The sequence below is a fragment of the Janthinobacterium sp. GW823-FHT06H09 genome (genome assembly GCF_058794735.1).
In genome coordinates, this window is record NZ_JBXAHC010000004.1 from 52,963 (window position 1) to 74,761 (window position 21,799).

Annotated in this window: 16 protein-coding genes; 3 read left to right on the forward strand and 13 right to left on the reverse strand. The window is 63.0% G+C overall.

Translation table 11 applies throughout. The features are described from left to right. Positions 1 to 30: 30 nt before the first annotated feature. Together AC1Q6X_RS07315 and AC1Q6X_RS07320 are read left to right on the forward strand one after the other, a co-directional pair. Positions 31 to 3,183, forward strand: coding sequence for a S8 family peptidase (locus AC1Q6X_RS07315; RefSeq protein WP_121668782.1), 3,153 nt, complete (start codon positions 31 to 33; stop codon positions 3,181 to 3,183). A gap of 104 nt (positions 3,184 to 3,287) precedes the next feature. Continuing rightward, positions 3,288 to 3,701 (forward strand): protease inhibitor I9 family protein, encoded by a 414-nt coding sequence (locus AC1Q6X_RS07320; RefSeq protein WP_492496121.1) that lies wholly within the window; start codon positions 3,288 to 3,290, stop codon positions 3,699 to 3,701. Here AC1Q6X_RS07320 and AC1Q6X_RS07325 read toward each other — a convergent pair. From AC1Q6X_RS07325 to AC1Q6X_RS07340, 4 genes are all read right to left on the reverse strand, one after another. After that, positions 3,698 to 4,369 carry a LuxR C-terminal-related transcriptional regulator gene (locus AC1Q6X_RS07325; protein ID WP_492496123.1) on the reverse strand — a complete coding sequence of 224 codons (672 nt, stop codon included), beginning with the start codon at positions 4,367 to 4,369 and terminating at the stop codon, positions 3,698 to 3,700. The genes AC1Q6X_RS07320 and AC1Q6X_RS07325 overlap by 4 nt on opposite strands. Beyond that, positions 4,366 to 5,079 carry a winged helix-turn-helix domain-containing protein gene (locus tag AC1Q6X_RS07330; protein WP_492496125.1) on the reverse strand — a complete coding sequence of 238 codons (714 nt, stop codon included), beginning with the start codon at positions 5,077 to 5,079 and terminating at the stop codon, positions 4,366 to 4,368. The genes AC1Q6X_RS07325 and AC1Q6X_RS07330 overlap by 4 nt, the downstream gene beginning before the upstream one ends. Before the next feature lie 181 nt (positions 5,080 to 5,260). Next, positions 5,261 to 5,899, reverse strand: a complete 639-nt coding sequence (locus AC1Q6X_RS07335; RefSeq protein ID WP_492496127.1) for an NF038129 family PEP-CTERM protein — start codon at positions 5,897 to 5,899, stop codon at positions 5,261 to 5,263. A 10-nt stretch (positions 5,900 to 5,909) separates the two neighbouring features. Then, entirely contained in the window at positions 5,910 to 8,903 is a 2,994-nt protein-coding gene (locus AC1Q6X_RS07340) for an ExeM/NucH family extracellular endonuclease (protein ID WP_492496129.1), read from the reverse strand. A gap of 426 nt (positions 8,904 to 9,329) precedes the next feature. On the opposite strand from AC1Q6X_RS07340, the gene AC1Q6X_RS07345 reads away from it, so the two are divergent. Beyond that, entirely contained in the window at positions 9,330 to 10,058 is a 729-nt protein-coding gene (locus AC1Q6X_RS07345; protein WP_230504005.1) for a PEPxxWA-CTERM sorting domain-containing protein, read from the forward strand. Between the two features lie 42 nt (positions 10,059 to 10,100). Here the strand turns inward: AC1Q6X_RS07345 and AC1Q6X_RS07350 are convergent, their stop codons facing one another. The 9 genes from AC1Q6X_RS07350 to AC1Q6X_RS07390 form a co-directional block, all read right to left on the reverse strand. After that, complete coding sequence (locus tag AC1Q6X_RS07350; RefSeq protein WP_230504075.1) at positions 10,101 to 11,129, reverse strand: TIGR03790 family protein; 1,029 nt, start codon at positions 11,127 to 11,129, stop codon at positions 10,101 to 10,103. A gap of 134 nt (positions 11,130 to 11,263) precedes the next feature. Further along, positions 11,264 to 11,842 carry an FxDxF family PEP-CTERM protein gene (locus AC1Q6X_RS07355; protein WP_230504003.1) on the reverse strand — a complete coding sequence of 193 codons (579 nt, stop codon included), beginning with the start codon at positions 11,840 to 11,842 and terminating at the stop codon, positions 11,264 to 11,266. A gap of 84 nt (positions 11,843 to 11,926) precedes the next feature. Then, the gene (locus AC1Q6X_RS07360) at positions 11,927 to 12,484 is read right to left on the reverse strand and encodes an FxDxF family PEP-CTERM protein (RefSeq protein WP_492496132.1); all 558 of its coding nucleotides are present in this window, start codon (positions 12,482 to 12,484) and stop codon (positions 11,927 to 11,929) included. 181 nt (positions 12,485 to 12,665) lie between these two features. Next, the gene (locus AC1Q6X_RS07365; RefSeq protein WP_492496134.1) at positions 12,666 to 14,120 is read right to left on the reverse strand and encodes a mannose-1-phosphate guanylyltransferase/mannose-6-phosphate isomerase; all 1,455 of its coding nucleotides are present in this window, start codon (positions 14,118 to 14,120) and stop codon (positions 12,666 to 12,668) included. A gap of 100 nt (positions 14,121 to 14,220) precedes the next feature. After that, positions 14,221 to 15,483 carry a glycosyltransferase family 4 protein gene (locus AC1Q6X_RS07370; RefSeq protein ID WP_492496136.1) on the reverse strand — a complete coding sequence of 421 codons (1,263 nt, stop codon included), beginning with the start codon at positions 15,481 to 15,483 and terminating at the stop codon, positions 14,221 to 14,223. Beyond that, on the reverse strand, positions 15,464 to 16,774 hold the full coding sequence (locus AC1Q6X_RS07375; protein WP_492496138.1) for a nucleotide sugar dehydrogenase: 1,311 nt from the start codon (positions 16,772 to 16,774) through the stop codon (positions 15,464 to 15,466). Before AC1Q6X_RS07375 ends, AC1Q6X_RS07370 begins: the two co-directional genes overlap by 20 nt. Continuing rightward, on the reverse strand, positions 16,771 to 18,786 hold the full coding sequence (locus AC1Q6X_RS07380; protein WP_230503994.1) for a heparinase II/III family protein: 2,016 nt from the start codon (positions 18,784 to 18,786) through the stop codon (positions 16,771 to 16,773). The genes AC1Q6X_RS07375 and AC1Q6X_RS07380 overlap by 4 nt, the downstream gene beginning before the upstream one ends. A gap of 7 nt (positions 18,787 to 18,793) precedes the next feature. Then, positions 18,794 to 20,662 (reverse strand): asparagine synthase (glutamine-hydrolyzing), encoded by a 1,869-nt coding sequence (gene asnB, locus AC1Q6X_RS07385; protein WP_492496140.1) that lies wholly within the window; start codon positions 20,660 to 20,662, stop codon positions 18,794 to 18,796. Between the two features lie 26 nt (positions 20,663 to 20,688). Continuing rightward, the gene (locus tag AC1Q6X_RS07390; protein ID WP_230503991.1) at positions 20,689 to 21,771 is read right to left on the reverse strand and encodes a glycosyltransferase family 4 protein; all 1,083 of its coding nucleotides are present in this window, start codon (positions 21,769 to 21,771) and stop codon (positions 20,689 to 20,691) included. Positions 21,772 to 21,799 lie beyond the last annotated feature (28 nt).

Below are 21,799 nucleotides of genomic sequence, written 5' to 3' on the forward strand. Positions count from 1 at the left end.
ATTCCCGCTACCGTCACCAGGAAACCCGACATGACATTCCGTCCCGCCTTGCGTCCCATTTCGCTCGCCGTGCTGAGCCTGTTTGCCAGCCTCAGCTTCCAGGCCCACGCCGACGACCTGCGCCGCCCCTACATCGTGCAGTTGACCGACAAACCGATCGCCTCCTACACCGGCTCGGTGGAAGGCCTGAGCGCCACCCAGCCTGCCGCCGGCGGCCGCCTCGACCTGGCCAGCGCGCAAGTGCAGCTGTACGGCGACTACCTTGAGCAGAAACAGGCCCGGGTACAAGCCCTCGTCGCCGCCGCGCCCGTGCAATACCAGTACAAGATCGTCCTCAACGGTTTCTCCGCCCTGCTGACGGACGCCGAAGTGCGCCAGCTGCAAGCGAGCGGCGAGGTGGCCAGCATCGCCCCCGACGAGCCGCGCGCCCTGCAGACGAACTACACGCCCACCTTCCTGGGCCTGGACCAGCCGGGCGGCCTGTGGAGCCAGCTGGGCGGCAAGCAGCATGCGGGCGAAGACATCATCATCGGCATCGTCGATGGCGGCGTGTGGCCGGAAAACCTGTCGTATGCGGACAAGGTCGACGCCAACGGCGCACCGACCTTCGACCCGAACGCCACCCTGGCCTACGGCGCTCCGCCGGCCGCCTGGAAAGGCAGCTGCCAGACGGGCGAAGGCTTTACGCAAGACCATTGCAACAACAAGCTGCTCGGCGCGCAGTATTTCAACGCCGTGCGCCTGACCGAGACGGACAAAATCCAGCACTGGAGCGAATACACCTCGCCGCGCGATTCCATCGGCGACCCGAATGGCGAAGGCGGCCACGGCACGCATACCTCATCCACCGCGGGCGGCAATGCGGGCGTGCCCGTCACCGTCGGCGGTTCGCCGCTGGGCGCCATTTCCGGCGTGGCGCCGCGCGCCCGCCTGTCCGTCTACAAGGTGTGCTGGTCCTACAACCTGGCCACCCAGCCGACCGGCGCGAAAAACGGCTGCTACGGCGGCGACAGCGTGGCGGCGATCGAAAAAGCCGTGCAGGACGGCGTACACGTGATCAATTACTCGATCAGCGGCGGCGGCACCGTCAACGACCCGGTCGAGCAAGCGTTCCTGCACGCGTCGAACGCGGGCGTCTTCGTTGCCGCGTCCGCCGGCAATGCGGGGCCAGCCAATACCGTGGCCCACGTCAGCCCATGGATCACCACCGTGGCCGCTTCGACGCACAACCGCGCCAACCAGGCCAAAGTGACTCTCAGCAACGGCGCCAGCTACACGGGCGCCTCGCTCAACTACAACCCGCTGCCGGCCACCACCCTGATCCGCGCCCAGGATGCGGGCTTGCCCGGCGCCGATGCGCAAAAACTGGCGCTGTGCTACCGCGCCGGCGACAACGGCGGCGTGGCCCTGCTGGACCCGGCCAAGGTGGCCGGCAAGGTCGTCAGCTGCCTGCGCGGCACCACGGCGCGTACCGACAAGGGCGTCGCCGTGCTCGAAGCGGGCGGCGCCGGCATGGTGCTGGTCGACACGGGCATCGGTCTGGTATCCGACCCGCACGTGCTGCCGGCCGTGCACGTGAGCGCCGCCGATGGCGCGCTGATCAATGCCCAGGCGCAAACGGGCACGGCCACGGCCGCCATCTCGCGTTTCGTCACCAACGGCAACGGCCCCGCCGCCCCCGTGGTGGCCGACTTCTCGTCACGCGGCCCGAACCTGTACGACGCCAACCTGCTCAAGCCGGACGTCACGGCCCCTGGCGTGGACATCCTGGCCGGCGGCACGCCTGCCCTGTCGCGCGCCCAGCGCGACGCCGTGCAGGATGGCAGCCTGGTGCCGCCGCAAGCCTACATCTTCCTGCAAGGCACTTCGATGGCCAGCCCGCACGTGGCCGGCCTGGCCGCCCTGCTGCGCCAGCAGCATCCGGACTGGAGCCCGGCCGCCATCAAATCGGCCCTGATGACGACCGGCAGCACCACCCTGCCCGACGTTCAGGCGGGCGACGCGCGCGGCATCCTGCCTTGGGGCCAGGGCGCCGGCCACGTGACGCCGAACAAGGCCACCGATCCCGGCCTCGTGTATGACGCCAGCCTGGCCGACTACAAGAAATACATGTGCGGCGTCGGCATGACGGCCGAATGCGCGGGCGGCACCCTGGCCGGCTACAACCTGAACATGCCGTCCATCACCATCGGCAACGTGCTGGGCACGCAAACGGTGACGCGCCGCGTCACCAACGTGGGCAGCAGCAGCGCCACCTACACGGCCAGCGCCTCGGTCAGCGGCTACAGCGTGGCGGTTTCGCCTGCCACCCTGCTGCTCGCGCCCGGCGAAACCAAGTCCTTCACCGTGACCCTGACGCGCACCACGGCGCCGGACAATGCCTGGCAGTACGGCGCCCTCGTGTGGAGCGACGGCGTGCACACGGTGCGCAGCCCCGTCACGGCGCGCTCGGGCCGCGCGGTACAGTCGCCGGCATTGCTGCAGGCCGACAAGGTCAGCGGCCTGCGTTCGCTGACGCTGTCCACCGGCTTTGCCGGCAAGGTGGGCGCGGCGACGGGCGGCCTGAAGGAAGTGGCGCGCAGCGAGCAAACCATCAGCCAGGCCGCGCCGGGCAGCGTCGACACGCTGGAACAGATGGCTGCCGCGTGCAAAGCGGGCGGCAGCGGCGTGCGCGCGGTCAATGTCAGCATTCCCGCCAGCACCGTCGTGGCGCGCTTCGAAATTTTCGACCGCGACACCACGGAGGGCGCCGGCAATGACCTCGACCTGCTGCTGCTCAACAGTACCGGCGCAACCGTCGCCACCTCGGCCACGGCCGGTTCGAACGAGTCTATTACCTTGACCACCCCGGCGGCGGGCAGCTACAAGGTGTGCGTGATCGGCTACGAAGTGGCAAATGGCGTGTCGACCGGCTTCGGCCTGTCGTCGGCCGTCGTCACGACAGCCGACAAGGGCGGCAACCTGAAAGCCACCCTGCCCAGCAAGGTGTACGTGGGCGGCAGCGCCACGGCCGGCGTTAGCTGGTCGGGCCTGGAAACGGGCAAGCGCTACCTGGGCGGCGTAGTCTTCCTCGATGGCAACAACGCGGCCGCGTCCACCACCGTGCTGTCGGTGGAGACCAACAACCCGCTGCCGCTGGCCGTCCCCAGCCAGCGCAACGTGAAGGTGGATGCCAAGCTGTAACGGCATCGCTCCAGGCAGTAACACAACGCGCCCTGCGGGGCGCGTTTTTTTTGCGCGACGCGCGTACAATCGGCGCATGGGCGCCATGCGCCAAGGGAGCTTGCATGTCCGCATTTCGCATCAGCATCGCCATCCTGGCCGGCATGGCCAGCGTCCATGCGCTGCCTGTCGCGGCGCAGGCCGCCGCGGCGCGGCTATCGTATCTGGTGCAATTGCGCGCCCCGCCGCTGGCCTCGCAGGCGGATGGCGTACATGGGCTCGATACGAACAGCGACGCCGCGCGGCGCTACACGGCCCAGCTGGAAGCGCAGCAGCGCGCGGTGCTGGCGCTGGTACCGGACGCCCCGGTGCAATACCGCTACAAGGTGGCTTTCAACGGCTTTGCCGCCATGCTGACGGCGGACGAAGTGGCGCGCCTGCAAGCGAGCCCCGACGTGGCGCGGGTGTCGCCCGGCAGCATCGAACACACGCAGGATGGCGGCGGCAACGGCAAGAATACAATACAGGATCAGCGTTAATGGCTGAGCAGGCGCAGCGCGATGCCGCGCGAGACGGCTTGCGTGCGGTTGCTCACGCGCAATAATTTATAGATGCGCTGCAAATGGCTTTTCACGGTGGTGCCGCTGATGCCGAGGATTTGCCCCACCTCGTCATTGCTCTTCCCCTCGCGCACCCAATGCAGTACTTCCAGCTCGCGCGCACTGGCCGCGCGCGTGGCGCCCGGACCGGCCGGGGGCGCCCGCCGGCTGGCCGGCAGCGCCAGCCAGTGCAGGTGCAGGTAGGGCAGCAGCAATTCCAGCGCATACGCCTGGCGTGCCGCGTCCACGGTTCCCATGGCGAACAGGGCAAAAAAGCTGCCGCCCCCCTCGCCCACGCTGCCGTGCACCAGCACACCGTCGATGACGCCCGCCCTTTGTCCGCCCGCGCGCCAGGCCAGCGCCAGGCGCGCCAGCTGGCCCTGGCGCTCGCGCAACTGCGCGTGATCGGGCACGATGCTGTGCCAGGCTTCGCTGCGCAGCACGGCCCCGTCGGCGCCCAGCTGCGCGCAGATTAATAGGTCGTGCGGCAACAGCGTTTGCAGCGGCCCCTGGCTCCACAGAAAGAAATCGCCGGACTCGGCGATGCCATGCGCGCCGAGTATCGCGTGCAGCAGGTATTCCTGCTCCCGCCCCGTCAGCAGCATCATGCGCACACGGCGGCATCAAACGCCAGATAGCGGTAGCCGCTGCCGCGCACGGTTTCGATGCGGTGGCCGCAGCCGCCCGGCTGCAGCGCGTGGCGCAAGCGCCCCACGTGGGCATCGACCGTGCGTTCGTCAAGATACGCGGCATGGCCCCACACCTGGTCCAGCAGGTGCGCGCGGCTATGCACCCTGCCGGGATGGTCCATGAGGAAATGCAGCAGCTTGAATTCCACGCGGCCCAGGCTGACGGGCACGCTGCCGGCCGTCACGCGCTGGGTATGCGGGTCGAGCCGCAAGACGGTGGCGCCGGCCGTGTTTGCGCCTGGGCGCCAGGCCGATGGGGTGCGCCGGCGCAGCAGCGCGTGCACGCGGGCCAGCATTTCACGGGGACCGAAAGGCTTGCACAAATAGTCGTCGGCGCCGCTTTCCAGCGCCAGCACCTTGTCCTGTTCGCTGTCGCGCGCGCTGACCATGATGATGGGCAAGTCGCACAGCTGGCCATCCTGGCGCACCTGGCGCAGCAGCGCGATGCCGGACGCGTCCGGCAACTCCCATTCCAGCAGCAGCACATCGGGCGGGTCGACCGCCAGCAGCGCCTGCGCGCCGCGCGCGTCCGGGGCACAGCTGACCCGGTAGCCGGCACCTTCAAGGTTATGCAGCAACAAGGCTTGCATGGCGGGCGCGGGATCGAGCAGCAGAATATGACGGCGCATGATGCATCCTTCCGAAAAAGTTGGCGGCCCTCCATGAAAACTAGACGGCCCGACAAGTTTTTGACTATGCATCAAGCGTAAAACGGTGACCAATACAATTTAGTTTCCTGATTTATAGCTATTGCGACTAAATAGGCGAAGCACAGCGGCCCGCAGGCGCGCTGTGTTCCGACTGGAAAAACTAGGCGCGCGTGACAGGCTGGCGGCGGCGCAAGGCAAAACCGATCAGTGCCAGGCCGCCCGTCAGCATCATCCACTCCGACGCTTCCGGCACGGCCGAGATCGACGCGATGCTGGCATACGTGCTGCCGGCGATGCTGGCCGGAATGCCCCCATTGAGCGGCGTCAATTCGAATTGCACGAGGTTGCCGTTCGCATTGCCCAGGTAGGACGTGCCGGTGTAGTCGAGCAAGCCCACGCCAAACGTCGTGCCCGCGTTGCCGGCCGTGTTCAGGAAGTCGCCGCCGAAAACGACGTTGAAACCGAACTTGCCGCCCAGGGTCACGTTGTGAAACCAGTCGTTGTAGGCGCCGCCATTGCCAAAGGTCAAGGTGCCCGGCAAGCTGCCGCTGACGTTGCCTTCCTGCGATGCCAGCGCGCCGAACGCGCCCGAGAAATTGCTGAGGGTGGCCGTCGCGCCCGGCGCCGGGCTGTTGCCGGCGATAAAGGCGAAGTCGAGGAAACCGGCGCCCGAGAACTGGCTCGTGTCGATTTCCACGCGGTAGGCTAGCGGGTCCGCCAGCGCCAGGCTGCTGCTGCCAGCGAGCAAGGCGGCCAGCACGGCACGGCGCAGGGTGAGATTGAATTTTGCTGTCAACATGGTCGTATCCTTAGAAGTTGCCGGCAAAGATGCTGGCCGAGTAATTGATCGTCACTTTCGACGGATTGGTGAAACTGACGGCGAACGAGGCCGTCGCGCCCGGCGCCAGGCTGGCCGCGTTGACGGTGACATAGGCGGCGCCCGCATGGCTGCCCGTGGCATTGGCCAGGGTCACGCCGGCCGGCAAGCCGCCGAACACCACCTGGAACGGGCCGCTGATGGCCGCCGCGCCCGTGTTGGTGAACGAGAACGTGCCCGTGTACTTTTGCGTCGCGCGGTTGAACGTCAGTCCCGAGCTGGCTTGCGCCACGCCGGCCGTGATGTCGCGGTAGGCGGGCTGCAAGTCCAGGCTGATGACGACGGGGTCGTGGTCCGAGGCGCGGTAGGGCAAGGCGTTGTACAGGTCTTGCGGCTTGGCCGAGTCGATGTTGTAGTCGATCACTTCCGGCTCGTCCGCATTCACATGCCACTCGGCCACGCCGGCCACTTGCGGACTCAGCGAAGCGCTGGCCAGGGCATGGTCGAGGTAGCCGCTCTGGCCGCCGAATACGTACGAGTACGGCATGCCGGACGGCCGCACGAAACGCTCGAGTTCATTGACGAATCCGGCGCCCGTGATGACCTGGATCGGATCTTCCGCGCCATACGAATTCAAGTCGCCGATGACCAGCACGTCCGCGTCGCCGGCGGCGGCTGCCACCTGCGGCACGAAGCTGCCCACCAACCGCTGCGCTTGCTGCACGCGGGTGGCGTTCCAGCAGCTCTGGCTATCGTTCTGGTCCGCGTCCAGCCCGCCCGACGGGCAGCTGCCCTTCGATTTCAGGTGGTTGACGACCAGCGAGAATTTCTCGCCGTTGGCGGCCTTGAACGTTTGCGCCATCGGCGGACGGTTGTTGATGGCGTTGGCGTCCGACAGGGCGCCGCCCACCAGGCCCAGCTTGGCAGGCTTGTAGATCATGGCCACGCGGATGGCGTCCGTGCCCGTGGCGGCCGGCTTCGGCACCACGGCGTAGGTGACGCCGCCGATGGCAGCGTTCAGCTGCTCGACCAGGTAAGTGACGGCCGTTTCGCCATTGTTCTGGATTTCCATCAAGCCCACCACGTCCGCATCGATGGCTTTCAGTTCGGCCACGATCTTGTCGCGCTGGCGCACGAACTCGGCCAGGTTGTCGGCGCCGCGGCAGTTCGATTTGGTGGTCGATGCACCCACGGTGCAGCCCTGCCCCGTCTGGCCAAACACGTTATTGCCATTGGTAAAGGTCGTAAAGAAATTCAGCACATTGGCGCTGGCCACCTTGACGTTGCCTGATGGCAGTTCCGGGCTGCCCGTGCGCGGGTTGTCGCGCGAGAATTGCGGCGTCTGCGTGGGCTGCAATTTGTAGGCGGCGCCGCCACCGCCGATGGCACCGAAATCTACCACGCCCGTCAGGTCGGCCACCGTGTCGCCGCTGCGCACGGTGTTGTCCTGGCCGATATACGGTATCGTCGGCGGCGCCACGAAAATGCCATCATCGAGCACGATCAGGTTGTTCGCATTGGCGGCGATCAAGGCTTGCGCTTCGGCGGAGCCTGCCGGATAGCGGTTGGTCGGCACTTCGCGCCGTCCCGCCGACAGGGTCAGTTCGCCGCGCGCGCCCAGGTAGGCGTTTTGCGACACGGTCAACGGCTGCGTGAAACGTACCAGCATGCCTTCCACGGCAGCCAGGTTGTCGTTCGACAAGGTCACGTTGCTCGGCACGATGCTGTGGCCCGCGCTTTGCGTGAGGATGGCCGTCACGTCCTTCAATTCCGTGTAGGAATTTTTCGCACCCGACGGCGTGTATTCGAACACCGTGCCCGTCACGCGTACCTGCTCGCCCGGCTGCACGGTGGTAACGGCCGCGCCCGTGTACACGAAGATGCCGTCCGACGTAGACGGGTCGCCGTCGCCGGCCGCGTCCTGCATGAAGAAACCGGTACCTACTTTCAGGGTGACGACGCCCTCGGTCGTCTGCACGGAATTGGCGTAGGGGCTGGCCGCACCGCTGCCCTGGATTTGCGGGATCGTATGGCTGACGGCGGCCAGGCCTTGCACGGCGACGTCGATCTTGCAGCTGGCGCTTTGCTGCTGGTCGTTGCCGAACTGGACGATGACAGGATAATTGCCCACCGGCACGCCAGCGGCCACCAGCAGGCTCACGCTGGCGCTCTCGCCCGCCACGCCGGCCGCGCTGAAGTTGGCCAGGCTGATGCCGGCCACGGCCGGCGAGCTCAAGATAGCAGCATTCACCACGCCATCCACGTCGGACGCGCGCAGCACGGCGCTGCCGCCATTGCCCAGCGCCAGCGCCAGGCTGGCCGGGCAGCTGGTGATGATCTGGTGCACGACGGGGCCGCCGCAGACGTGGCGCTCGAAAGCCGTGTTGCGCGGCGTCACGCTGCCGGCGGCGAAGTCCGCGCTGTTATCGTCCGTGTCGCCGCAGCCGCCATTCGCGCGCGCGATCGACAGGGTATTCGATGGCGCGGGAGCGACGGCGCCCTCAAAACCGTTGGCCGTGCCGAAACCGACCAGGTCGACGACGGCGGCGCCCGTGGGGCTGGTGCCCGTCTGGGCCGTCTTGTTATTACTCAGCAACACCTTGCCCGCCGTACCGGACATGGCCAGGCTGCCCGAGGCATCCGGCGCGGGCAAGTCCTGCGTGCCGCCCGTCCCCTTGGCTTGCTGGACCAGCAAATACTGGCCCGGTTGCAAATCGATAGCCGGCAAGGCCGTCACGGCCCAGCTCGAACCGGCGGCGGACGCGTATTGCACGCTCCAGTTGCTCAGGTTCACGGGGCTGGCGCCGCGGTTGAACAGCTCGATGAAATCGTTGCGATACAGCGCGCCGTTGTTGCCGCCACCGCCATACACCTGGCTGATGACGATATCGGAAGCAGCCAGGGCCGGCACGGACAGGCTGGCCAGCAGGGTAGCCAGGACGGTCAGGCGCAGCGGCGTGCGCAAGGGGGAAAACGAGGTGTGCATGAGGATCCCGGTCGGTAAATAAGTGACGCCGGTCCCGCATGATGGGCCGGCGTGCCACAATTAACAAAAGTATTTCAGACTTGTTATTTGCATATTAAAGGCCGGGGATGACGACTTGATGACATTTGATTAAGCCGAATGGAGTAAGATGGCGTCCATTAAAGTGGCGACCAAGCAACAAATATAATTCTGCAGGACATCAGCTCAGCAGCCACAAGCAAAATATGATATATTTCCTACAAATAAGTTTAATTACTTGCAACGATTAAGTGTTGTCAGCCCATACTTCAGGTGCCAGCAATACAGTCGGAAACGTATCGGGCCCAATCCATGCCTGTTTTTCAGCTATGCACAGCAACGGCGATGTGCGGCATTGGCCCAACGAAGACAGCACACGCTGTCAGCAATAACTCCGCGAGATCAAACATGACCACACCGATCAGTTTCAAATTTTCACTCTTGCTCGTCACGCTGCTGTCCGTGACACACGCGACAGTTAACGCGCAAAACGCGCGCGCGCAACCAGCGGCGGAACAACAGAAACGGTGCGAGGCTGCCGGCGGCAATAGCGCCGGCGGCAAGGCGAACAAAAATGATGATATGGATAGCACATATAGTTCATGCCGTCTGATCGACGGCTATATCGGCATTGATGTCCGCAGCAACGACGGCGTCGGCGAGACAAAGCAATATGGCAGCGATGAAGCAGTCCCCGACCTGAGCAAACCAGCACAGTCCGGACGCACGCATTCGCTTGGCCTGCTCGACGATACCGGGTTGAGCGGCATGAATGGCGGTCAGGGTGGCAAAGGCTTAAAGAACAGCAACTCTGTCAGCAATATCGACCAGTTTACTTCCGTAGCGGCTGCGGACGAGTTTCCCAGCTGGGATGGCTACCACGCGCCAGGCCTCGTGCGTCAGAACATGCCGGAAGACGTTCCGCAATTGCTGAGCTCGGCCTCAAGCAGCGGTAACAGCTTCCCAGCGGGCAGCGGCGTGGGTGGCGGTGGCAGCGGCGGTGGTATCGATACGGGCCGCAATACAGTACCCGCACCATTGGTCCCCACCATTCCTGCCGTTCCTGAGCCACAAACATGGGCCATGCTGATGGCTGGGCTGGCCTTGCTGGGCTTTGCCGCACGCCGCAAGGCATAATAAAAAAGCTCGCAAGAGCCTCTTTCCTCTATCAGCACCATCTCATCGCCGGAAGGCGGCATACGGCGCCGCCAGTGGATCACCGATGAATAATCCCTGCGCCGGCCACGCCACGCTGCCCCAGTAAGCTTCCAACGCCGTCATACCTGTCAGATAGCGACGTAGCAGCACTGTCGGATTGGGAAATTTTTGCCAGTAATTGCATGGCTCGCTGACGGTACCGTAGCTGGCCGTCGCGCCCGCCTCCAGCCAGCGCTGGCTGCTCATTTGCGCCGTCCCCTGCAAATCGCCACCAAACGAAGTCAGGTGGTCTGCGAGGGCACCAGGCAGGAAGCGCAAGGTGTCGAGCTTGGCGACCTTGGCCATGCCCGTCTGATACACCATGATGTCCTGTGCGCCATCGAGTACATCGACCTTCAGGTTCTTGACGGTCAGCTTGCGCTGGCGCACGATCCCGGCAGGCGGGAAAAAAGCGGCACGGCTGTTGCGCGCATTTTCGCTGGTGGTCAGATAATACGCGCTGGCGGCGGGCACGGAAAAACCGCTGACCGTCCCGCGGTCCACCACGGCCTTGGCCTCTTCCACATAGTCGACGGGCAGCAGCATGGACAGGCGCATGCCCATCTGCGTGAATGGTTGCGGCACATTGCTGTTGAAATAAGTACTGGGCTTGCCGGCGTCACACGTCTTCGCGCATTGCGCCGCATCGTAGCCCAGGGTATAGGCGGAAGTGATGGAATTGCATTCGACCGCGTAGGGCGCGCTCCACACCATCAGCACGGCCTGGATATGGGGTGTCAATTGCGCGTCGATACGTTCCTTCAGCTGCGCAAACTGAGCCACGCTGAGCTTGCGCGGGCGGTTCGGGATATTCACGTGCACAACATTTGCAGGAGGAATGCCATGCGCCTGGCGATAATATTCGCCCACCGCGATGCTGTTCGGTTCCGCATCATTGATCACGACAGCCAATTGGAGCGCATTCAATCCTGGCGGCATGGATGGCGCATCGGCATGGGCAATGCCGGCAGCCAATGCCAGCAAAAGGAAGAGAGAGTTATGCAAGGTCAATTTCGTCATTGAAGAAAATCGAAGCAGCCATGCCGCAGCCACCCACTGTGCGTGACGATTATAGCCCCACGTCGGCCGGCGGCAAAAAAAAACGGAGGCCGCAGCCTCCGCTTCATGTACAGAATTTTTTATCTTCAGGCTTGCAGCTTGCGGCGGCGTGCCATGAAGCCGACGAAACCCAGGCCCGCCAGCAGCATGCCGTAGGTTTCCGGTTCCGGCACCGGCGTGACGGCCAGGATGCCGCTGTAGCTGCCGCCAGTTGGCGAGGCAACATAACCGTCAATTTGCAGGAAGTAATTGCCTGCAGCCAAAGGCGCGGAACCGGACTGCAGCGACCATGCCTGGTCTTGCGCCGTGAAATTGATCAAGTCTAGCGCGCCATGAAACAGAATGCCGCTGGCATTGCCCAGGCTGAAGCCGGTCAGCGTGAGGCCGGAGTTGGCGCTCGGCTTGAGCGAGGTCGCCAGTGCGCTCAGGTCGTTAAAACCCGTCACGCTGAACGTGAATTTGTCGCTGAAAAAGTTATTGCCCGCGCCGGCCAACTGGCCTGGGGCCAGCGAAAACGAGCCCAGCAACTCGCTGCTGGAATAATCGAGCAAATCTTGCGTCAGATCCACCGCCGCGTGGCTGATGTCAACCGGCGCCGCATGGGCTGCCAGGCTGCTGCCGGCAAACATGGCGGCCACGAACAGGGATTTCAGGAATTTTTTCATACTTTTCACCAAGATGACTGCAACTGGTTCATGCCAGTTGCGGGATGGAAACGCAAACGAGGATACCAATCAGGCAGAGCCGGCTCAGGCCGCCTTCTGACGACGGCGTGCCATGAAGCCCAGCAAGCCCAGGCCCGCCAGCAACATCGCATACGTACCAGGTTCCGGCACGGCCGATACCAGGCTGCCGTTCGCGCTGAAGGCCGCGCCCGTGTTCGACACCACGTTGCCGCTGACTTTCAGATAGTAGGACCCGGCAGCCAGATTGGCATACGACAGGCTCCATTTATCATCGATGCCGGTCAACAACTGATTGCCGCCCAGCAGTAAGGTATTGCCGACACTGCTGTACAAGCCGAAACCCGTCAGGTTCAAGCCATTCGTCGCGCTGCTGCTGCGCGAGTTCAGTACCACGCTCAGGTCGCTAGTCTTGCTCACGTTAAATGCGAACAGGTCATTGAAAAAATTGCTTTTTTGATTGTTTTTAAACTTGTCGCCAAAGGTCAGCGAACCGCCCGCAGCCAGATTGACGGCGCCAGGCGTGGAACTGATGTCGACGGGCGCGGCATAGGCTGCCTGCGCGAATAAAGCTGAACCGGCAAAAGCGAGCGCGGCCAGCACTGAATACGTATTTTTCTTCATGCGATTCCACTCAACGTGAATGCGGACGCGATAATGCGTCCGCATGAGTTATCTGATCAAACCAGGCAGAATCATAGCATAAAGTAATTCTATGTGTTAACTATTGTTCAATGAAAAGTTACTTTATAGCATCATTCTTAAAGCCAATAGTTTCACTGAGCTGATATCATGAAGCCGCACATCAGGCGCGCTGATAAACATCCTCCAGGCGCACGATGTCGTCTTCGCCCAAATAGCTGCCCGACTGCACTTCGATCAGGTGCAAGGGCAACTTGCCCGGGTTTTCCAGCCGGTGCGTCATGCCGATGGGAATATAGGTCGATTCATTTTCCGTCAGCAAGGTCACCTTCTCACCGCACGTGACGCTGGCCGTGCCGCTGACCACCACCCAATGCTCGGCCCGGTGATGATGCATCTGCAGCGACAGCTTGCCGCCCGGATTGACGGTGATGCGCTTGACCTGGAAGCGCTCGCCGATATCGATGCCTTCATAACTGCCCCACGGGCGGTACACCTTGCGGTGCTGCACGTGTTCACTGCGTCCCGCCTGCTTCAGGTGGTCGACCACCTGTTTCACGCGCTGCACCTGGTCCTTGTGCGCCACCAGGATGGCGTCGTCCGTTTCCACCACGATCAAGTCCTGCACACCCAGCACGGCCACCATGCGGCGCTCGGCGCGCACCAGGCAATTGCTCACGCCATCGAGATACACGTCGCCGCGCACGACGTTGCCGTTGGCATCGCCCTGCTGCACGTCCCACAAGGCCGACCAGGAACCGACGTCGCTCCAGCCGATGGCGGCCGGCAGCACCACCGCATGCGACGTATGCTCCATGACGGCATAGTCGATCGAATCGGACGGGCTGGCGGCGAAGGCCTTCTCTTCCAGGCGGCAGAAATCGAGGTCGCGGTAGCCGTCCCGCACGGCCGCTTCGCAGGCGGTCAGCATGGCTGGCTGGAATGCCGCCAGTTCGCCCAGATAGCGTTCGGCACGGAACATGAACATGCCGCTATTCCAGAAATAATTACCAGCGGCAAGGAATGACTGCGCCGTGGCCAGATCGGGCTTTTCCACAAAACGCTCGACCTGGCAACCCGCGGCACCAGGGCTCACGGGCGCGCCGCTGCGAATGTAGCCATAGCCCGTCTCCGGCGCCGTCGGCACAATGCCGAAGGTGGCCAGCGCGCCACCGGCCGCCAGCAGGGCCGCTTCGGCGATAGACTGGTGAAACGCAGCCACGTCGGTGATGACGTGGTCAGCCGGCAAGACCAGCATCAGCGCCTGCGGATCGATGGCCAGCAGGTATTGCGCCGCCACCGCCACTGCTGGCGCCGTGTTGCGCCCCACAGGTTCGAGCAAAATGCCCAGCGGCGACAGGCCGATCTCGCGCAACTGCTCGGCCACCATGAAACGGTGCTCATTGCCACACACCACCAGCGGCGGCATGACTTCGAACTCGGCCAGCGCACTGTCGCCGGCGCGGCGGTTAGGCAGGCTCTGCACGCGCAGCGCCGTTTCCTGCAACATGGTCTTGTCCGTTACCAGCGGCAACAATTGCTTGGGCAATACGGCGCGCGACAGAGGCCATAAACGGGTGCCCGAACCGCCGGACAGGATGACTGGGTAAATTTTCATGGTTTCACTTCGCAAACAGTTTATTGAGGAGCATGCACGCTCGACACTATGAGCGTTCAGGCGATCAGCACGCCGCGTGCGGCGCTTTTGTCCGGCGCTATCAGCGGCCGTCCTTGCTCAAGGTCACCGGAGCGGCGGGCACGGCAGCGGGAAACAGGCGCGCATACGCGGCCAGCAGCTTCGGCGCCTCATATTCCCATTCCAGCTCATTGATCACGCGATGACGGCCGAACGCGCCCATCTGCTCGCGGCGGGCAGGGTCGTCGAGCAACTCGACGATCTTGCGCGCCATGTCGACAGGATCATTCTTCAATGCATACAAGGATGCCTGCTGTGCGGAAACCTTACCCTCGACCAGATCAAACTGCACGATCGGCTTGCCCAAAGCCATGTATTCCATGATCTTGTTCATGGTCGACTTGTCGTTCATGTCGTTGGCCACGTCGGGATTGACGCAGACATCGGACGTATTGAGCATTTCCAGCAATTGCTGATCCGGTACGCGCCCCGTAAACGTCACGTAGTCGCCGATGCCCAGGTCGTGCGCCATCTGCTTCATCTGCTCGAGCGAGGTGCCGCCCCCGACCAGCCCGAACTGCACGTCCTCGCGCTTCAAGGTTTGCACGATGTATTGCGCCGCCTGCAGCAGGAGATCGATGCCTTCCTGCGCGCCCATCACGCCCACGTAGCCGACCAGGTAAGTGCGGCCCTTCTTGAGTTCCGGCACGGGCGGCAGCACGCGCAGACGGTCCAGCTTGGGTCCGCTGCGCACCACGTAGACATCCTCGGGCTTCATGCCGCCCCGCTCGATGGCGATCTTCTTGTACGACTCGTTGGTGGCGATCGACACGTCGGCGCTCTGGAACGACCAGCGCTCGAACAGCACCATCAGCTTGTAAAAGAAATCGCGGCGGCCGAACTTCGCTTCGTACAGTTCCGGATTGATGTCATGGTGGTCGAACAGGAAACGCTTGCCCATCGTCAGCTTGAAGAAGCCGCCGATGAGGAACAGCAAATCGGGCGGATTGCAGGCGTGAATCACATCGAATCCGCGCGCGAAATGCACTTTCCACGCCAGGCGGAAAGTATGGAACAGCGCCAGCGAATACTCGACCAGATAGCCCTTGGCCCCTTCCGCTTCCAGCGGCAGGTGGTAGCGGTAGATATGGATGCCGTCGATGGCTTCGTAGCGCGACTCGTAGCCCTTGCCCGTCGGGCAGATGATCGACACGTCATAGCCATTCGCATGCAGGGTGGTCGCTTCCTGCCACACGCGCCGGTCGAAGGGCGACGGCAGGTTTTCCACCAGGATCAGCACCCGCCTTGCTTGGGCAGCCACGGGCTTACCAGCAGATGCCGTCATATTGCTCTCCACTTTGATCCTTGCTGATGCGCACCAGATCGACGATGTGCTGGTGCGGCCGCAGGCTGGCGGGCACGGTCTTGAATTCGGCCGCGCCATTGCCGATGACGATGGTGTCGGCGAAATCGAGCACGTCCTGCATGCTCGTCACCATCAGCTTGGAAATGTGCGGGATGTGATTGAGGATGTAATCCTGGTTGGCGCCCGTCAGGGCGGCCAGGTTGACGTTCTTGTCGTACAGCTTCAGTTCGTAGCCCTTGCCCAGCAGATACTCGATCACGTCGACCAGCGGCGACTCGCGCAAGTCATCCGTGCCGGCCTTGAACGAGAAGCCCAGGATGCCCACCTTGCGCGCCCCCTTGTCGACGATCATCTTGATGCCCTTTTCCACTTGCCGCTGGTTCGACGGCAGGATGGAGTTAAGCAAGGGCAAATCGAGGTCCAGGCTGCGCGCCTTGTAGGTCAGCGCGCGCACGTCTTTCGGCAGGCAGGATCCGCCGAAGGCAAAGCCCGGCTTCATGTAGTACGGCGACAGGTTCAGCTTGGTATCCTGGCAGAAGATTTCCATCACCTTGTGGCCATCGATGCCGACGGCCTTGCAGATATTGCCGATTTCATTGGCGAACGCCACTTTGACGGCATGCCAGGTGTTGTCCGTGTACTTGACCATTTCGGCCGTCTCGACGTCCGTGCGCACCAGCGGCGCATCCATCTTTTCATACAGCTGCACCAGCAGCGCGCCCGCCTTTTCATCGGATTCGCCGATGACCGTCTTCGGTGGATGGTAGTAATCGTAGACGGCCGTGCCTTCGCGCAGGAATTCCGGGTTGTTGCACACGCCGAAATCGACGCCGGCCACCTTGCCCGATGCCGCTTCCAGAGTCGGAATGACGAGCGCCCGCATGGAACCCGGCAGCATGGTCGAGCGCGCCACGACGACGTGGAAGCTGTCCTTCTCGGCGATGGCGGCGCCGATTTCCTGGCATACCTTGCGCACGTGGCTCAAGTCCAGGTTGCCATTCAGTTGCGATGGCGTGCCCACACAGATGAGCGACATGTCGGAGCCGAAGACGGCGTCGCGCACGTCCGCCGTGGCGCGCAAATGGCCGCTTTTCACGGTGGCGGCGATCATCTCGCCGATGTCTTTTTCGATGATGGGCGTGGTGCCCTGGTTGATCAGATCGACCTTGGTCTTGTTCGGATCGACGCCGATCACTTCATGCCCATCGGTTGCCAGGCAACCGGCCGATACGGCACCCACATAACCCAAACCAAATATGCTAATTTTCATGTTTTCCTCGTATTTTCTGACAGATCAGGGGTAGCTAAACTCAAGCGTAACTCGGTGCGCAAGGCGGTCGTGCCTTGCACCTGTGCGCGCCAGACCAGGGTCGGCGCGGCTTGCTTTTCATCAAAATGATGCGATATCCATCCCAGCGGCGGATTGTCGCTGCCGTGCACCAGTTGCAGGGAGGCATCTGGCAACGATGGCAAATGCATTTCCAGCGAGAAGGCATCGCCGGCCACGCGCAGCACCTGGCCATCCAGCTGCACGCGGCAGCGGGGATCGACGTGCCAGAACAGCTCCACTGCATGCGCGCCCTCGCATTCGAGCACGTCGTCAACCACGATCAGTGCTGCGCCGGGCGCCACGCGCACGTCGCGCCGATGTAGCACAGCATCTTTCAAGCCCAGGTAGCCGTCATGGCTGGCGCTCCAGAATTGCCCCTCAACATCGTCACGCCAGGCCAGACATCGCGCGCGGGCCTTGCGCAGCCACAAGAAGTTGCCGCCCGACTCGGACTGGTCACGGCCATCGATGCGCACGGTGTTGTGCGCGCTGGTGCCGCGGAAATAATCGCGCCACCGCTTTTGCGTGTGGTACGCATAGGTGCCCGGGTCGACCAGCACCATCTGCCCCGCCACCGACAAGGTCAGCGCCAGCGCATCGGCGTGGCCGTGCGCGGCGATGCCCAGGTAACCCAGCGGACCTGCGTCGGCGGTCAAGCGCACTTCGGCCGGCGTATCGAAGCGCGCGCCCATTAGGTAATAACCGCCATCGGGGAAGGCACGCGGCAAGGTATCGGGCACAGCGTCCGGCAAGGCATCAAATGCCTGGCGCCCCGTCTCGCCCAGCAGCCAGGCGCTTTTCTCGTCGAAGATACGCGCCTTGGCCTTGAAGTCGGCGCGGCCAAACAGGGCCGCACCGCTGGCCAGCAGCGAGGTATAGGGATTCGCGCCGGGCGCCTTGTCCCAGTGCGCCAGCAATGCGTCATCGGCGTCGCCGATCATCGGCAGCTCGCCCGCCACGGTCGTCATGGCAGCGATAAAGACCAGTATGGCTTCCAGGCGCTGTAAAAAGGCAGCCGAGCGGGGCCGGCCGTTGGCCCGGCCTGCCAGGACGCACAGCAGCATTTCGTCGGCCACCGTGTGCTGGTAATAAATGGCTTGCTCGCGGTTCACACCGTCCGGACCGTTCTGTTTCAACGCTTCCGCTTCCAGCTCGCGCTCCGTCTGCGACAGCCAGCCTGCACTTTCCGGCCAGCACGGCCATGTGAGCGCGGCGATGTGCAAGCCCGTCAACTCGCCAAACAGGTGGTTGTTGGCCGACGAGTGGCGCGAAAAATGTCCGGCGATGAAATGGCAATGCTGGTAGATGCTGTCGAGCCAGCGCTGCAGGAACGCCTGCCCTTGCGCCCCCTCAAACAGGGGACTATTCATGCCGCCGAGCAAGTGCCACGCGTGCGACCAGCTGACCAGACGCAAGGCCAGTTCCAGCGCGCTGCTCCAGTTCGGCCCCAGCGGATACGGGCACTGCTGCCACCACGATTCCAGCAGCGCTTGCGCGCCGTGCGCATGGCGCAGCTCGCCGCCCAGCCGGTATGCCATCGCGAGGTCGGCCACGGCCAGGTGGCGGTTCGGTTCCCACAGGCATTTGATGTCGCCCACCACCGCTTCATCGCGGTAATTGAGCGTCTTGCCAAAGCCCAGCGGCACCACGGTGCCCGTCTTCGGATCGCGGTTCCATTGGGGCGGGAAACCCAAGTCCGCATCGCGCAGGGCGAAAACATCGAAGCGGCCCGCCAGGATGCGTTCGGCCGCCGCCAGGTGCGGCGCCGCGTCGACGGGTAGTCCCAGCCATGGCGCGCCGAAACGCTGGCGCGCGGCCTCTGGCGGCACCAGGGCCAGGCCATAGCCGCGTGCCTGCAGACGTTGCCTCACGGCATCGTGCACGCGGTGTGCCACCTCGGGCGCGCCCATGGCGCGCAGGCGGTTCAGTTTCCAGGACAGATTGCTCAGCATGCGCATGTCACAGATACTGGCGGTGCCAGATTTCCAGGGTGAGCAAGCTCCACAGCAGCTTCTCGTGGTTTTGCCGCCCGGCCACGTGCTCGGCCAGCACCTGCTGCAGGGCTTGCGCATGGTAGTAGTGACGCGTGCGCGAATCGGCGCCCGTCAAGTGTTCATACAGATAATCCTTCATGGGGCCGCGGAACCATTCGTTGACGGGCACGCGAAAGCCCACCTTCGGCCGTTCCAGGATGGCTTGCGGCAGCAGCTGTTTCATGGCTTCGCGCAAGATCCACTTGGTGGTACGGCCGCGCACGCGGTACTCGTCCGGCAGGCTCGACACATATGCGGCCAGTTCGTGGTCCATGAAAGGCATGCGCGCCTCGAGCGAGGCAGCCATGGTCATGCGGTCACCCCGCTCGAGCAGATTGTCGGGCAGCCAGCTCAGCTGATCGAAGCACAGGATGCGGCGCAAGGCGCTGTTGCCGGCGCTGCCGCAGCCCAGCGAAGGATCGCGCTGGCGCGCCGGCGCCGGCATGGCCACCAGACGCGCGCGCTCCTGGTCGGACATCATGCCGAACCAGCGCGGCATGCGCTCGTCGAACGCTTCCAGGCCCAGGTTCACGATGGCCGTCTTGGCGCGGCGGAAACGATACGGCAAGGCGCCGATGGCCGGTTCGATCAGGCCGCGGCGCAGCAGGCCCGGCAGCATCTGGTAGTTGCCCGCATAGCGCTCGTACACGTGCTTCGGGTAGCCGCCGAGGATTTCATCGGAGCCTTCGCCCGTCAAGACCATCTTCACGGTCTTGCGCGATTCTTTTGCCAGCAGATAAATGGGGATGTCGGAAGGCTCGGCCACCGGGGCGTCGCGGAAGCGCACAAGGTCGGGCAGCAGCGCGATGACCTGGTCAACCGATACTTCCAGTTCATGGTGATCGGTCTTGAACTGGCGGGCGATATCGGCCGCATATGCCAGTTCGCTGAAGCCGCCCTCCTTGAAGCCAACGGAGAAGGTCTTGACCGGCAATTCCGTATGGCGCGACATCAGCGCCACCACGGCCGACGAATCGATGCCGCCGGACAGGAAAGCGCCGAAAGGCACGTCGGAAATCATGCGGATGCGCACCGATTCATCGAGCTTGTCGAGGAAGGTGGCGACAGGGTCGGCGGGCAACGGGGCCGCCATGCGCGACCGGCTGTCGGCAGGCGTGAAATACACCTGTTCGCGCAGTGCGCCGTTTTCCCATGTCAGGGTGGAACCAGGCGCCAGTTTGCGAATACCCTGGAACAGGGTTGCCGGGCCCGGCACGTAGCGGTAGGCGAAATAATCCCAAATGGCGGACTCGTCAGCTTGCGCGGCGACACCAGGAACGGCCAGCAAGGCCTTTATTTCCGAGGCAAACAGCAGGCCGCCCGCGTGTTCGCACAGAAACAGCGGTTTCTTGCCGAACGGATCGCGCGCGATAAACAGACGGTCGTGGCGCGCATCCCATATGGCGAAGGCAAACATGCCGCGGAAATGCCGCACGCACTCTTCGCCCCACTGCACATACGCGTGCACGATGGTTTCCGTATCGGACGCGGTTTTGAAGATATGCCCCAAGGCAATTAACTCTTCCCGCAGTGACTGGAAATTGTAGATTTCGCCGTTAAAAATCACTTGCACCGAGCCGTCGGCATTGCCCAGCGGCTGGTGGCCGGTGGCCAGATCGATGATCGACAGGCGCCGGTGCACCAGGCCCACGCGATACTGCGCGTCGCTGCTGACGACATCGAGGATGCCGGTATCGTCAGGACCCCGATGGGCAATTGCCGCCCCCATCGCGGTCATGATGTCACGCTGTCCAGGAACAGATACGGGGAGAATGAAGCCAGCAATACCACACATGAATAACAGCCTCTTGAAAAGTAATCTTATCGACGCAGTGCGCCATAGGTATCGCGAAAATCCTGTGCCAGGCGCTCCAGCGAATACTGGCTTTCGATACGCAAGCGGCAGGCCTGGCCCATGCTTTGCAGCAAGGCACGGTCCCCATCGAGCCGTAAAATAGCCTGCGCCAGTGCCTGTGGATCGCGCAATGCCACGAAAAATCCGTGCACGCCATCCTGCATCACATCGGGAATGGCGCCCACCGGACACACCAGCGCCGGCGTACGGGCCGCCATACTCTCCAACAAGGCATAGGGCAGGCCCTCATGATGCGTTGGAAACCCAAATACATCCGCACATTTCCACAACTGGTCTTTCTCCTTGCCAAACACCGGCCCGAGGAAGCTCACGGCGTCCTGCAAGCCCAATTCGACGACTTTCGCCCGCAAGGAGACCTCGGCTGGGCCACTACCAGCGATCTTCAACGTCGCGGTGACGCCGGCAGAGCGAACCATAGCCAGAGCCGAAAGCAATTCGAATAGGCCCTTGCTTTCCGCCAGCCTTCCCACATAGACCAGCAGCAAGGGACGGACATGCATTCGTTTGTCCTGCGGATCATCGGCGATATCGATGGCATTCGGTATCACCGCCAACGGCAGTGCGTCATCAAAATGTTGATAGGCGCGCAATTCCGTTTGTGCCAGCAACACAACCTTGTCAACAGAACGCAGCACCTTGCGCAACAGGCCTGTAAGCAACGGCCGGTTGCCAAAAAAATTCTCTGGCAGCGCGCCGCCATGGACCTGATAGACGACTTGTTTGCCCATCAGTTTGGCGATAAATACATACACAATATCGCGCCAGTAACTCTTTTGCTCCATCGACGTGTTTACATGGACAATGTCGGGACGTTTCCGCAACAACGATACGGCAAATTGAAACGGGCTGATCATAAGACGCAGCAATTTTCCTGATGCGGACTCCCCGCGCCCTTCGCTGCCCACCTGGAAATGTACAAGATGAAAATCTCGCGACAAGCTGGAACGGTACATTTGATTCAGATGGGTACTGACCCCACTGACCGCATCAAGGGACGGTCCAAGCAACATCACAGTAATCATTTTCATATTATAAATTATTTTTTTGCAATCTAGT

Excerpts from the sequence above, each read along its gene's own strand:
- AC1Q6X_RS07315 (WP_121668782.1), top strand. The coding sequence starts at position 31 with ATGACATTCCGTCCCGCCTTGCGTCCCATTTCGCTCGCCGTGCTGAGC.
- AC1Q6X_RS07320 (WP_492496121.1), top strand. The coding sequence starts at position 3,288 with ATGTCCGCATTTCGCATCAGCATCGCCATCCTGGCCGGCATGGCCAGC.
- AC1Q6X_RS07325 (WP_492496123.1), bottom strand. The coding sequence starts at position 4,369 with ATGATGCTGCTGACGGGGCGGGAGCAGGAATACCTGCTGCACGCGATA.
- AC1Q6X_RS07330 (WP_492496125.1), bottom strand. The coding sequence starts at position 5,079 with ATGCGCCGTCATATTCTGCTGCTCGATCCCGCGCCCGCCATGCAAGCC.
- AC1Q6X_RS07335 (WP_492496127.1), bottom strand. The coding sequence starts at position 5,899 with ATGTTGACAGCAAAATTCAATCTCACCCTGCGCCGTGCCGTGCTGGCC.
- AC1Q6X_RS07340 (WP_492496129.1), bottom strand. The coding sequence starts at position 8,903 with ATGCACACCTCGTTTTCCCCCTTGCGCACGCCGCTGCGCCTGACCGTC.
- AC1Q6X_RS07345 (WP_230504005.1), top strand. The coding sequence starts at position 9,330 with ATGACCACACCGATCAGTTTCAAATTTTCACTCTTGCTCGTCACGCTG.
- AC1Q6X_RS07355 (WP_230504003.1), bottom strand. The coding sequence starts at position 11,842 with ATGAAAAAATTCCTGAAATCCCTGTTCGTGGCCGCCATGTTTGCCGGC.
- AC1Q6X_RS07360 (WP_492496132.1), bottom strand. The coding sequence starts at position 12,484 with ATGAAGAAAAATACGTATTCAGTGCTGGCCGCGCTCGCTTTTGCCGGT.
- AC1Q6X_RS07365 (WP_492496134.1), bottom strand. The coding sequence starts at position 14,120 with ATGAAAATTTACCCAGTCATCCTGTCCGGCGGTTCGGGCACCCGTTTA.
- AC1Q6X_RS07370 (WP_492496136.1), bottom strand. The coding sequence starts at position 15,483 with ATGACGGCATCTGCTGGTAAGCCCGTGGCTGCCCAAGCAAGGCGGGTG.
- AC1Q6X_RS07375 (WP_492496138.1), bottom strand. The coding sequence starts at position 16,774 with ATGAAAATTAGCATATTTGGTTTGGGTTATGTGGGTGCCGTATCGGCC.
- AC1Q6X_RS07380 (WP_230503994.1), bottom strand. The coding sequence starts at position 18,786 with ATGCTGAGCAATCTGTCCTGGAAACTGAACCGCCTGCGCGCCATGGGC.
- asnB (WP_492496140.1), bottom strand. The coding sequence starts at position 20,662 with ATGTGTGGTATTGCTGGCTTCATTCTCCCCGTATCTGTTCCTGGACAG.
- AC1Q6X_RS07390 (WP_230503991.1), bottom strand. The coding sequence starts at position 21,771 with ATGAAAATGATTACTGTGATGTTGCTTGGACCGTCCCTTGATGCGGTC.